This window comes from Pseudomonas taetrolens (assembly GCF_900475285.1).
GTDB classification, from domain to species: domain Bacteria; phylum Pseudomonadota; class Gammaproteobacteria; order Pseudomonadales; family Pseudomonadaceae; genus Aquipseudomonas; species Aquipseudomonas taetrolens.
In genome coordinates this window covers 4574321-4586744 of the sequence record NZ_LS483370.1, presented here as the reverse complement: position 1 = coordinate 4586744, position 12424 = coordinate 4574321, and the positions used below count along the sequence as shown (strand labels likewise).

Annotated in this window: 9 protein-coding genes; 6 read left to right on the top strand and 3 right to left on the bottom strand. The window is 57.5% G+C overall.

The window, feature by feature from the left end:
* Window positions 1-139 precede the first annotated feature (139 nt).
* A complete protein-coding gene (gene glnA / locus DQN55_RS21060) occupies window positions 140-1546 on the bottom strand; it encodes a glutamate--ammonia ligase (RefSeq protein ID WP_048383983.1) in 1407 nt (468 codons plus the stop codon).
* Between the two features lie 333 nt (window positions 1547-1879).
* Between glnA and thiI the strand changes: the two genes are divergently transcribed.
* Both thiI and typA read left to right on the top strand, forming a co-directional pair.
* The gene (gene thiI, locus DQN55_RS21050; RefSeq protein WP_048383985.1) at window positions 1880-3334 is read left to right on the top strand and encodes a tRNA uracil 4-sulfurtransferase ThiI; all 1455 of its coding nucleotides are present in this window, start codon (window positions 1880-1882) and stop codon (window positions 3332-3334) included.
* 140 nt (window positions 3335-3474) lie between these two features.
* Complete coding sequence (gene typA, locus DQN55_RS21045) at window positions 3475-5295, top strand: translational GTPase TypA (protein WP_048383986.1); 1821 nt, start codon at window positions 3475-3477, stop codon at window positions 5293-5295.
* A 163-nt stretch (window positions 5296-5458) separates the two neighbouring features.
* Here the strand turns inward: typA and DQN55_RS21040 are convergent, their stop codons facing one another.
* The gene (locus tag DQN55_RS21040) at window positions 5459-5896 is read right to left on the bottom strand and encodes a YkgJ family cysteine cluster protein (RefSeq protein WP_048384039.1); all 438 of its coding nucleotides are present in this window, start codon (window positions 5894-5896) and stop codon (window positions 5459-5461) included.
* A gap of 264 nt (window positions 5897-6160) precedes the next feature.
* On the opposite strand from DQN55_RS21040, the gene DQN55_RS21035 reads away from it, so the two are divergent.
* From DQN55_RS21035 to DQN55_RS21020, 4 genes are all read left to right on the top strand, one after another.
* Window positions 6161-8611 carry a glycogen/starch/alpha-glucan phosphorylase gene (locus DQN55_RS21035; protein WP_048383987.1) on the top strand — a complete coding sequence of 817 codons (2451 nt, stop codon included), beginning with the start codon at window positions 6161-6163 and terminating at the stop codon, window positions 8609-8611.
* A gap of 179 nt (window positions 8612-8790) precedes the next feature.
* On the top strand, window positions 8791-9801 hold the full coding sequence (locus tag DQN55_RS21030; protein WP_048383988.1) for a class 1 fructose-bisphosphatase: 1011 nt from the start codon (window positions 8791-8793) through the stop codon (window positions 9799-9801).
* Between the two features lie 329 nt (window positions 9802-10130).
* Window positions 10131-10385 carry an outer membrane protein assembly factor BamE domain-containing protein gene (bamE, locus tag DQN55_RS21025; protein WP_048383990.1) on the top strand — a complete coding sequence of 85 codons (255 nt, stop codon included), beginning with the start codon at window positions 10131-10133 and terminating at the stop codon, window positions 10383-10385.
* 21 nt (window positions 10386-10406) lie between these two features.
* Window positions 10407-10976 (top strand): lipocalin family protein, encoded by a 570-nt coding sequence (locus DQN55_RS21020; protein ID WP_048383993.1) that lies wholly within the window; start codon window positions 10407-10409, stop codon window positions 10974-10976.
* 46 nt (window positions 10977-11022) lie between these two features.
* Here the strand turns inward: DQN55_RS21020 and DQN55_RS21015 are convergent, their stop codons facing one another.
* Window positions 11023-12411 carry a CYTH domain-containing protein gene (locus DQN55_RS21015; protein ID WP_048383995.1) on the bottom strand — a complete coding sequence of 463 codons (1389 nt, stop codon included), beginning with the start codon at window positions 12409-12411 and terminating at the stop codon, window positions 11023-11025.
* Window positions 12412-12424 lie beyond the last annotated feature (13 nt).

Here is a 12424-nt window from a genome sequence, read left to right as displayed (position 1 = left end):
AGGTTTCAGTCGGGCTCACACGTGCGGATTGCCAGGAGCATCCACCCTGGCTCGCCTTGAATACCGCCAGGCCGCCCATAAAAAAGGCCTCCCGAAGGAAGCCTTTTTAAATCACGTCGCTTGCGCGAACGCTACTGGATCAGCAGCTGTAGTACAGCTCGTATTCCAGTGGGTGTACGAAGGTACGTACCTGGATTTCTTCTTCGCTTTTCAGGGCGATGTAGGCGTCGATGAAATCGTCGCTGAAAACGCCGCCTTTGGTCAGGAACGCACGACCTTTGTCCAGCTCTTCCAGGGCTTCTTTCAGGCTGCCGCAAACTTGTGGGATCTCTTTCGCCTCTTCAGGCGGCAGGTCGTACAGGTTTTTGTCAGCAGCGTCGCCAGGGTGGATCTTGTTCTGGATACCGTCCAGACCAGCCATCATCAGTGCTGCGAAGCACAGGTACGGGTTGGCTGCCGGATCCGGGAAGCGTGCTTCGATACGGCGCGCCTTAGGGCTGGACACGTAAGGAATACGGATCGATGCGGAACGGTTGCGAGCCGAGTAGGCCAGCATGACCGGTGCTTCGAAACCTGGTACCAGACGCTTGTAGGAGTTGGTAGCCGGGTTGGTGAAGCCGTTCAGGGCCTTACCGTGCTTGATGATGCCGCCGATGAAGTACAGAGCGGTGTCGGACAGGCCGGCATAGCCTTCGCCAGCGAAGGTGTTCTTGCCTTCCTTGGAGATGGACATGTGGACGTGCATGCCCGAGCCGTTGTCGCCGTACAGAGGCTTAGGCATGAAAGTAGCGGTACGGCCGTAAGCGTCTGCCACGTTGTGTACGCAGTATTTCAGGGTCTGAACTTCGTCAGCCTTTTTCACCAGGGTGTTGAACTGCACGCCGATTTCGTTCTGGCCAGCCGTTGCCACTTCGTGGTGGTGAACTTCGATGACCAGGCCCATCTCTTCCATGGCGTTGCACATGGAGGTACGGATTTCGTGGTCATGGTCGAACGGCGGAACCGGGAAGTAGCCGCCTTTGACGCCTGGACGGTGGCCTTTGTTGCCGCCTTCCACGTCCTGGTCGGACATCCAGGAGCCTTGTTCGGAGTAGATCTTGAACATGGAGCCGGAGATGTCGGACTTGAACTTCACTTGGTCGAAGATGAAGAACTCAGGTTCTGGACCGACGAATACGGTGTCGCCGATACCGGTGGACTTCAGGTATTCCTCGGCACGGGTAGCGATGGCGCGTGGGTCGCGGTCATAGCCTTGCATGGTCGAAGGTTCGATGATGTCGCACACCAGGATCAGCGTAGGCTGTTCGGTGAACGGGTCCAGAACGGCAGTGCTGTCGTCTGGCAGCAGGATCATGTCGGACGCTTCGATGCCTTTCCAGCCAGCAATGGAGGAGCCGTCGAACATTTTGCCGTCGGTGAAGAAGTTTTCATCGAGCGCATCACGAGCCGGCATGGTTACGTGGTGCTGAGTGCCTTTGGTGTCAGTGAAGCGCAGATCAATCCACTTGACGTCATGATCTTTGATGAGTTGAACCGACTTCGACATAGTGTCCTCCGGGGTGGCTTCGGGCTGGTAGTGGAGTAGCCCGTTAAATGTGGTTGATGCCGGCGCGAATACTCTGCCAAGGCGACCTGCCTCACAAGGGAGCAAATTGCATGCCAGTGCCCCGACTTGGGCGGAATGCCCCAATCTCAAGCGCGTTAGCGCCGCAGACTACCTATTAGCGGGATTAATCGCACCCAAATGAGGCGAAATCCACGCTTTATGTTCTATTTTGGTGCGCGAAAAACCGTTTGTACGATAACTGGTTAAACCTTGAGCAATTTCCGCTATAATCCGCGCCCCCCTTTTTTGGCAGGCTGCTCGCGCGCTGTTTTCATGAAACTAATCGTTAAAGTCTTCCCCGAAATCACGATCAAGAGCCGTCCGGTTCGGATGCGTTTCGTCCGTCAATTGGCCAAAAACATCCGTGCCGTGCTCCGCGATCTGGACCCGGCTGTGGTGGTGACAGGCGTGTGGGACAACATCGAGCTGCAAACGCGCGTGAGTGACCCCAAAGCCTTGAAGGAAATGACTGATCGCCTGAGCTGCATGCCGGGCATCGCGCATTTCCTGCAAGTCGATGAGTACCCTTTGGGCGATTTCGACGACGTCGTTGCCAAGTGCAAATTGCACTTCGGTGAAACGTTGGCGGGTAAAGTCTTTTCGGTGCGCTGCAAGCGCGCTGGCAAGCACCCGTTTTCGTCCATGGAAGTCGAAAAATACGTCGGCAGCCAGCTGCGGCGTCAGTGTGGTGCCGCCGGAATTTCGCTGAAAAACCCGGAAATTGAAGTCCGTATCGAAATTCGCGACCAACGGTTGTTTGTGATCCACAGCCAGCACGACAGCATCGGCGGTTATCCACTGGGGGCGCTTGAGCAGACCCTGGTGTTGATGTCCGGCGGCTTCGACTCGACGGTAGCGGCCTACCAGATCATGCGCCGCGGCCTGATGAGCCACTTTTGCTTCTTCAACCTCGGCGGGCGTGCCCACGAACTGGGCGTGATGGAAGTCGCGCACTATATATGGAAGAAGTACGGCAGCTCGCAGCGCGTGCTGTTTGTCAGCGTTCCGTTCGAAGAAGTTTTGGGGGAAATTCTCGGCAAAGTCGATAACAGTCATATGGGCGTCATTTTGAAGCGTATGATGTTACGCGCTGCGTCCCGTATTGCGGACCGGCTCGAAATCGATGCGCTGGTGACCGGCGAGGCGATTTCCCAGGTGTCCAGCCAGACGCTGCCCAACCTGTCGGTGATTGATTGCGTGACCGACAAACTGGTGTTGCGCCCACTGATTGCCAGCCATAAGCAGGACATCATCGACCAGGCGGTGCAAATCGGTACGGCCGATTTCGCCAAGCACATGCCTGAATATTGCGGGGTGATTTCGGTTAACCCCAAGACCCACGCAAAACGCAACCGCGTGGAGTACGAAGAACAACAGTTCGATATGGCCGTGCTTGAGCGAGCGCTTGAGCGGGCCAAACTGGTGCCGATCGATCGTGTGATCGATGAGTTGGGCCAGGACTTGCAAGTCGAAGAGGTCAGCGAGGTGCTCGCGGGTCAGATCGTGATCGACATCCGTCACCCGGATGCTCAGGAAGATCAACCGCTGGAACTGGCTGGCATCGAAGTACAAGCGTTGCCGTTCTATGCACTGAACAGCCGCTTCAAGGAACTGGATGATACCCGTCAGTACCTGTTGTATTGCGACAAAGGCGTGATGAGTCGCCTGCATGCCCACCATTTGCTCAGTGAGGGACATGCCAATGTGCGCGTTTATCGACCGAGCTAAGAGCCCGGGGCTGTATGCCTGTGGCCTGCGTCACCGGCCCCCCGACGCCGCCGTCAAGCTGTAACGGCTTTTACGGACTCTACTGTTAATCGCTGCCTGGACTCAGTCAGCACACCGAATCCTCTGATCGAGATACACAAGTGATCGAAAATCTACGTAACATCGCCATCATTGCTCACGTTGACCACGGTAAAACTACCCTGGTAGACAAACTCTTGCGTCAATCCGGCACTCTGGAGCGCAACGAGCTCAACGACGAGCGCGTGATGGACTCCAACGACCAGGAAAAAGAGCGCGGCATTACCATTCTTGCCAAGAACACCGCTATCAACTGGAACGGCTACCACATCAACATCGTGGACACCCCGGGCCACGCCGACTTCGGCGGCGAAGTTGAACGCGTAATGTCGATGGTTGACTCCGTTCTGCTGCTGGTTGACGCTCAAGACGGCCCTATGCCGCAAACCCGTTTCGTGACCAAGAAGGCTTTCGAAGCCGGCCTGCGTCCAATCGTGGTCATCAACAAGGTTGACCGTCCAGGCGCGCGTCCGGACTGGGTTCTGGATCAGATCTTCGACCTGTTCGACAACCTGGGTGCTACCGAAGAACAGCTGGACTTCAAAGTGGTTTACGCCTCCGCCCTGAACGGTATTGCTGGTCTTGACCACACCGACATGGCTGAAGACATGACCCCGCTGTACCAGTCGATCGTCGACAACGTACCGGCACCAAAAGTTGACCGTGACGGTCCGTTCCAGATGCAAATCTCGGCACTGGACTACAACAGCTTCCTGGGCATTATCGGCGTTGGCCGTATCGCTCGTGGTCGCGTCAAGCCGAACACTCCGGTTGTTGCCATCGACGCTGACGGCAAAAAACGCAACGGTCGTATCCTGAAGCTGATGGGTCACCACGGTCTGCACCGTGTAGACGTTGAAGAAGCTTCGGCAGGCGACATCGTTTGCATCAGCGGTATGGATTCGCTGTTCATCTCCGACACCCTGTGTGATCCGCTGAACGTTGAAGCGATGAAGCCGTTGACCGTTGACGAGCCAACCGTTTCCATGACCTTCCAGGTAAACGACTCGCCTTTCTGCGGTAAAGAAGGCAAGTTCGTGACTTCCCGTAACATCAAGGAACGTCTGGACAAAGAGCTGCTGTACAACGTTGCACTGCGCGTTGAAGAAGGCGACTCGGCTGACAAGTTCAAGGTTTCCGGCCGTGGCGAACTGCACCTTTCGGTTCTGATCGAAACCATGCGTCGCGAAGGCTTCGAAATGGGCGTTGGTCGTCCTGAAGTGATCATCCGTCTTGTTGACGGCGTGAAGCACGAACCGTTCGAGAACGTAACCATCGACACCCCTGAAGATTCTCAGGGCAAGGTGATGGAAGAGATGGGCCTGCGTAAGGGCGACCTGACCAACATGGTGCCGGATGGCAAAGGCCGTGTTCGTCTGGAATACAACATCCCTGCTCGTGGTCTGATCGGTTTCCGTAACCAGTTCCTGACCCTGACCAACGGTGCTGGCATCCTGACCTCGATCTTCGATCGTTACGACGTTATGAAGTCGGGCCACATGTCCGGCCGTCAGAACGGCGTTCTGGTATCGGTTGAGACTGGCAAGGCGCTGACCTACTCCCTGGAAACTCTTCAGGCGCGTGGCAAGCTGTTCGTTGAACACGGTCAAGAAGTCTACAACGGTCAGATCGTTGGTCTGAACAGCCGTGACACCGACATGGGCGTTAACCCTACCAAGGGCAAGAAGCTCGACAACATGCGTGCTTCGGGTAAAGACGAAACCATCGCTCTGGTTCCACCGGTGAAATTCACCCTGGAACAAGCTCTGGAATTCATCCAGGACGACGAGCTGTGTGAAGTGACACCTAAGTCCATCCGTCTTCGTAAGAAGATCCTGGACGAAGGCGAGCGTACCCGCGCTGCCAAAAAAGCCAAAAACTAAGTCACTTAGTTAGCGGTTACAAAAACGCCCCCGACCTTGCGGTCGGGGGCGTTTTTTTGTGTCCGGGATTTGCTCTGTAGCCGCTGCCGCAGGCTGCGATGGGCCGCGCAGCGGCGTTGCGAACTCGTATCGCAGCCTGCGGCAGCGGCTACAGGGCCGAGGGTTAGAACACCATCAGCTTCTCGCTGCTGTTTTTACGTTCAACGGCCTTGGGGATGTACGCGCAATAGCCAGGGCGTGGGCCTACTCGCGGGTGGTTGCGGCACGTGTCGGGGCGCTTTTCGTAGATGGTGCACATGCGCGATTTTCGATCCAGAAACAGGCAGTCGTTATTGCTCATGCGCTGCAGGGTGAAAATCCCCGACTTCTGGTTGAAGCGCTCTACGATCCCTTCTTTCTGCAGGCGCTTGGCGATGTTCTTGGGCGGGTCACCCAGCTCGAACTCATCGACGAGGCCGATGCGGACAAGGTCCTTGACCTTGACCTCGACCGGCAAGGTGCAGCAGCTGGAAATGCAGGAGCCGCACATGGGCGCGGAGTATTTGGCCCAGGTATCGAGACGGTCGATTTCCGCGGCGGCAATCAGGTTGGACTTCATCAGGCTTATATTCCAGCGTGCATCAGGGCGCGCGATCATACCGGGGTTGGTGAACGCGTGAACAACCATTTGCCGGATTTTCTCTCAAGGCCATGTTTTGAGGCGCTTTGCGGTCGGCCTGCCTCGTTTTGGGGCGGTGTGCATTCGGTCAGTTTTATTGCGCATATCAGCAAAAAAAACCCGAATCAAAGCACGTCCTGTCGGTCGAACGGTCTAGTCTGAACCCATTCTTTCTTCGAATCGCTTCATCTCGCTGAGGTTGTATCGATGGCTCAGGAACCGCTTGTTTGTGACGCACAGGTGGCCGCTTTTCGCGCTGCCGTCCTCGCCAAACTGACTTACGCGGTGGGTAAGGACCCGGATCACGCGTTTGACCATGACTGGTTTGAAGCCATTGCACTGGCTGCCCGCGACCATATGGTCGAGCACTGGATGGACCACACGCGGCAGATTTATCGCAAAGGCCAGAAGCGGGTGTATTACCTCTCGCTGGAGTTTCTGATCGGGCGGTTGCTGTACGACAGCCTGAGCAACCTGGGGCTGCTGGATGTGGCGCGTGAGGCCATGGCCGAGCTTGGGGTCGACCTGGAGCGCATTCGCCTGCTGGAGCCTGATGCGGCCCTTGGCAACGGTGGCCTGGGTCGATTGGCTGCGTGTTTCATGGAAAGCATGTCGAGTCTGGGAGTTGCTGCTCATGGTTACGGCATTCGCTATGAGCACGGGTTGTTCCGGCAGAGCATTGTCGATGGCTGGCAACAGGAGCAAACCGAGAACTGGCTGGATTTCGGCAACCCCTGGGAGTTTGAGCGCGCAGAGGTGGTGTACGACGTCGGCTTCGGTGGGGCGGTTGAAACCCGGCTGGACGAGCACGACGAGCCGCACCAGACCTGGTGGCCCGGTGAAACCGTGCGGGCCGTGGCCTATGACACGCCGGTTGTCGGCTGGCGCGGGGTCAGTGTCAACACCTTGCGTTTGTGGCGGGCGAGGGCGCTGCACGATCTGCACCTGGAGCGTTTCAATGCCGGTGATCACTTGGGTGCTGTCGCCGAGGTGGTCCGTGCAGAAAGCATTTCGCGGGTGCTGTACCCGGCAGACAGCAATGATGCGGGGCAGGAGCTGCGGCTGCGCCAGGAATACTTCTTTGTCTCGGCCTCGTTACAGGACCTGATCCGGCGTCATCTTAACCAGCACGATTCATTGCTCAGCCTGGGCGAGCATGTGTCGATTCAACTGAACGACACGCATCCGTCGATTGCGGTCGCGGAACTGATGCGGGTGCTGGTCGATGAGCATGGCATTGCATGGGAAGAAGCCTGGAAGGTCACCGTCGATACCTTGTCGTACACCAATCACACTTTGCTTCCCGAAGCCCTTGAGACATGGCCGGTAGGGCTGATGGAGCGTCTGTTGCCGCGGCACATGCAGATTATTTATTTGATAAACGCACACCATATCGATGCGTTGCGGGCCAAGGGGATCCACGATTTCGACGTGCTGCGTGCGGTGTCGCTGATCGAAGAAGACCACGGTCGCCGGGTTCGCATGGGCAACCTGGCGTTTTTGGGCTCCCACAGCGTCAACGGTGTGTCCGGGCTGCACACGCAATTGATGCGCAGCACGGTCTTTTCCGAACTGCATGCGCTCTACCCGAACCGGATCAACAACAAGACCAACGGCATTACCTTTCGCCGCTGGCTGTACCAGGCCAATCCGGCCCTGACCTCGATGCTGGTCAAGGCGCTCGGCAAGGAAGTCCTCGATCGGCCCGAGCAAAAACTGATCGAACTGGAACCTTTTGCCGAGCAGCCACAGTTCCGCATCCAGTTCGCCGAGCAACGCCTGAAGAGCAAATGCACCCTGGCGGCGCTGATTCAGGAACGGCTGGGGATCACGGTCAATCCGGAAGCCCTGTTTGATGTGCAGGTCAAACGCATCCATGAGTACAAGCGCCAGTTGCTCAACCTCTTGCACACCGTGGCGTTGTATCAGGCGATTCGGGCCGAGCCGGGAACCAACTGGGTGCCGCGGGTGAAAATCTTCGCTGGCAAGGCCGCCGCCAGTTACCACCAGGCCAAGCTGATCATCAAACTGTCCAACGACATCGCCCGGATCGTGAACAACGACCCAACGGTACGGGGTCTGCTCAAAGTGGTGTTTATCCCCAACTACAACGTCAGCCTGGCGGAAAGCATCATCCCGGCAGCGGATTTGTCCGAGCAGATTTCTACCGCCGGCTACGAGGCTTCAGGTACCAGCAACATGAAGTTCGGTCTGAACGGTGCCTTGACCATCGGCACGCTTGATGGCGCCAACGTCGAAATGTGCGAGCGGGTAGGGGCTGAGAACATGTTCATTTTTGGTCTGACTTCGCGTCAGGTCGAAGCGCGCAAGCGCAGCGGTGAATTCCATGCCGGGCCTGACATTGCGGCTTCGCAACGGCTCGATGAAGTGCTGCAGGCCATCCGCGGTGGCGTGTTCTCATACGACGATCCCGCACGTTACACCGGGTTGATCGACTCGCTGATCGAATATGACCGGTTTTTGGTGTGCGCTGACTTTGATGCGTACTGGGACGCTCAGATGCGGGTCGAGGCGCTCTGGCACGACAAGGATGCCTGGTGGCGCATGGCAGTATTGAATACGGCACGCATGGGCTGGTTTTCGTCGGACCGGACGATCCGGGAGTACGCGACCGAAATCTGGAAGGCCCTTGAATAGACCTTCTGCCCGCCTCAAACGACTGGGGCATATGCCGTTATTCGGCAGCCCCGGGCGGTTTATTTCACCCGTTAACTGAACCCGCTCGGCCGGATCTGCGTCTGACTAGAAGATTTGCACGACAACACGCGTTAAACTGCGCGGGTTTTTCGCCCTCTCCCCCTTGTTCGGAGCCTTACATGTCCCGCGTTACCCTGAGTCGCTATTTGATCGAGCAGACCCGCAGCAACAACACGCCTGCTGATTTGCGTTTCCTCATCGAAGTGGTGGCGCGTGCTTGCAAAGAGATCAGCCACGCCGTGTCCAAAGGCGCCCTGGGTGGTGTTCTGGGCAGCATGGGCACCGAAAACGTACAAGGTGAAGTGCAGAAGAAGCTCGACGTGATTTCCAACGAAATCCTGCTCGAAGCCAACGAATGGGGCGGTCACCTGGCCGGCATGGCGTCCGAAGAAATGGACAATGCCTACCAGATCCCGGGCAAATACCCGAAAGGTGCCTACCTGCTGGTATTCGACCCGCTGGACGGTTCGTCGAACATCGATATCAATGCGCCTGTCGGTACGATCTTCTCGGTGCTGCGTTGCCCGAACGAATACCTGACCCAGAACGAGCCGTTGAATGAAAAGGCTTTCCTGCAGCCAGGGACCCAACAGGTAGCTGCCGGTTACGCCATCTACGGCCCTCAGACCATGCTGGTACTGACCTTGGGCGACGGCGTCAAAGGCTTCACCCTGGACCGTGAAATGGGCAGCTTCGTACTGACTCACGAAGACATCACCATTCCTGACGCCACCCAGGAATTCGCCATCAACATGTCCAACCAGCGTCACTGGGAAGCCCCGGTACAGCGCTACGTCGACGAACTGCTGGCAGGCGAAGAAGGCCCGTTGAAAAAGAATTTCAACATGCGCTGGGTCGCGGCGATGGTTGCCGACGTACACCGTATTCTGACTCGCGGTGGCCTGTTCATGTACCCGCGCGATAGCCGCGAGCCATCCAAGCCGGGCAAACTGCGTTTGATGTACGAAGCCAACCCGATGTCGTTCCTTGTTGAGCAGGCGGGCGGCGCTTCTACTGACGGCCACCAGCGCATTCTCGACATTCAGCCAGAAGGCCTGCACCAGCGTGTAGCGGTGTTCCTGGGCTCGAAAGAAGAAGTGGCGCGCATTAGCTCGTACCACAAAGAGTAAGCCTCCATACCCTGTAGCCGCTGCCGGCGATGGGCTGCTCAGCAGCCCTGATGTCAAGGGCCCTCGGCCCTTATCGCAGCCTTTGGCAGCGGCTACAGTGTTTCAGCAAACATCACGAGTCGCGGCGTTTCAGACGGACCGCTATTTCTGGATTTACGATTGTTTCGCCATCGGACACAGCCTCGTTCCTTCGGTAGCGGCTACGGACAAAACCTCCCTCGCATTACCCCACCCAACAAATCCCTCTCCCCGCCGGGAACCTGCCCGCGCTTTTCTCTTCTAAGCTTGCATCTGGCAACTCTGCCGACTTTTCATCCAGGAGCTTTTCCATGAAGTTGCGTTATGTGGCGATGTTGTCGTTCTGCGTGTTGCTGACGGCGTGCAGCAAGGTTAATCAGGAGAACTACTCCAAGCTTTCGTCGGGCATGACCAAGGCCGAGGTTGAGAAGTTGCTCGGCACACCCACCGATTGTTCAGGTGCGCTGGGGATGTCGAGTTGCACCTGGGGCGACCAGACGAGCTTTATCAGCGTGCAATATGCGGGCGATAAAGTGCTGATCTTTTCGGGGCAGGGTTTGAAATAAGACGAACCAGGAGCGTTTAATATGACACGTCTTTTGGCCAGCTTTGGCATCGCGCTGTTGTTGGCAGGGTGTGCCTCGTCCGAGATGGATTCCCTGGCACCGAAAACCGTCGAAAGTGTCGACCTCAAGCGCTATCAGGGCACCTGGTACGAACAGGCGCGGCTGCCGATGATCTTCCAGCGCAACTGCGTACAGTCTGAAGCGCACTACACCCTCAAGCCCGATGGCAACGTGGCGGTGTTGAACCGTTGCCGCGATGCTCAGGGCAAGTGGCAGGAAGCCAAAGGTACAGCCAGCCCGCAAGTGGCCGGCAAAACCGATAAATTGTGGGTTGAGTTCGATAATTGGGTGTCGACCCTTCTGCCAGGCGTGACCAAAGGCGATTATTGGGTGCTGTACTTGGGGGACGACTACAGTACGGCGCTGGTGGGTAACCCCGACCGCCGTTATTTGTGGTTGCTGTCGCGCAAGCCGCACATCGATCAGCAAGCCCGTGACGAGCTGCTCAGCAAGGCTCAGCAACAGGGCTATGACACCACACGCTTGATTTGGCGAACGCCGGATTCAGAGATGCCTAAAGGCACGAAGTAACGAAGAAACGCCCCTCAACCTGCGTTGAGGGGCGCTGGCTGAGGGCTTAGCCGCGCAGCAGGGTCTTCCAGGCGCGGTTCTGGTAAACAGCGATGGCTTGTTGTTTGCGAGCGTTGAGCAATTCGTCGTTGCTCTCCAGGTCATCAGTGATTGGCTGGTTGGCCAGGTCCTGCAACTTGTTCATCTCGCCGTACAAACGGTCCACTTCCGGAATTTCCAGCACGCCGCGAGCCAGGCGCAACCAGGCCTGAATCCGCTCGATGCGTGGCAGTTGCTCAGCCAGGTCTTCAGGTTGCTGCTGGTAGCGATTCAAGCGCAAGGCAATCGCTTCGTCCGACAGCAGGCGCGGCAGCCAGCTGGCGAGCTGTGCAGCACCCTGGCGATTGCCACGGGTGGTACCGCGGTCGACGGTCCAGCTGCGGGCCATCAGCCAGCGTGAAGTATTCAGCGAGAACTGGCCCCAGCGCGGGTCTTCCAACTCCTCAAGGAACTGCTCAGGTGCGGCTTTACGCACGTCTTCGTCGTCCTGACCCACGTTGACCAGCGGGCGCCAGTCTTCGAGCAAGGCGTCGAGCGCGGCACGCAAGGCTTGCGTCGAAGGACGCGGAGCGGCTTGTCCAAGGCTGCTGACCAGCGCGCGCAGATCAATCAGCTGCTGAACCCAGTCTTGCAGCAGGCGCCAGTGGCCATTGAAACGATACTGCTCAGCCAGACGCTGGCTGCTGCCCAGCAGGTGCCAGGCCAGCGCGGTGAAAGCGTCGTCCAGCGGCATTTCAGGTGTCAGTTCGGGGGCTGGCAAGCTCACGGCGTAGCTGTTGGCGTCGAACAGGCGATAACCACGTTCGGCCTTGCTGATGTCACACGGCATCAGGGCCAGCTTTTCGGCCAGCTCGGCGGCCAGTTCCAGCAAAGCAGCCGGCTCACCTTCGCGCAGCTCGAGTTCCAGCTCGCAGATTTCTTCTTTCTGCTTGCCGGCGATGACGTGACCCAGGTCGAGAGCGGCCTCGATCACGACTTTGGCCTTGCCGCGGCCCCAGGAAATTTCAGCACGTTCACGGACGAAATCCGTGGTGAAAATCGGCTTCAGGGTTTTTTTGTCCAGCTCGGCCAGTTCTTCAGGCCAGCATTCGCCGTCGAGCTTTTTGATGTCGAGCTTGGCTTTGGGCAGGTTCCAGTCGTACTCGTTACGTTCAGACAGCCCGGCAATGCTTTGGCCACGGGTCTTGAGGGTCTGGATAACGTCTTCGCCGTCACGACGCAGGCGCAGGGCAACCTTGGCCTTGGCCAGGTCGCGCTCAGGCGTGTCGAAGTACTGGTTCAACAACTCACGGCTTTCCCAGCCACTTTTGTTGCGCTTTTTCAGCAAAGGGTGCTCGCGCAGGGCGGCGAGGGTTTCGCGGCTGACGCGGAGTTTGATTTCGGTTTCTTTCTGCATGGCCGGAAAATCC

What these genes read in the sequence shown, in the direction of transcription:
- glnA (WP_048383983.1), bottom strand. Translation starts at nt 1,546, where the DNA reads ATGTCGAAGTCGGTTCAACTCATCAAAGATCATGACGTCAAGTGGATT.
- thiI (WP_048383985.1), top strand. Translation starts at nt 1,880, where the DNA reads ATGAAACTAATCGTTAAAGTCTTCCCCGAAATCACGATCAAGAGCCGT.
- DQN55_RS21035 (WP_048383987.1), top strand. Translation starts at nt 6,161, where the DNA reads ATGGCTCAGGAACCGCTTGTTTGTGACGCACAGGTGGCCGCTTTTCGC.
- DQN55_RS21030 (WP_048383988.1), top strand. Translation starts at nt 8,791, where the DNA reads ATGTCCCGCGTTACCCTGAGTCGCTATTTGATCGAGCAGACCCGCAGC.
- bamE (WP_048383990.1), top strand. Translation starts at nt 10,131, where the DNA reads ATGAAGTTGCGTTATGTGGCGATGTTGTCGTTCTGCGTGTTGCTGACG.
- DQN55_RS21020 (WP_048383993.1), top strand. Translation starts at nt 10,407, where the DNA reads ATGACACGTCTTTTGGCCAGCTTTGGCATCGCGCTGTTGTTGGCAGGG.
- DQN55_RS21015 (WP_048383995.1), bottom strand. Translation starts at nt 12,411, where the DNA reads ATGCAGAAAGAAACCGAAATCAAACTCCGCGTCAGCCGCGAAACCCTC.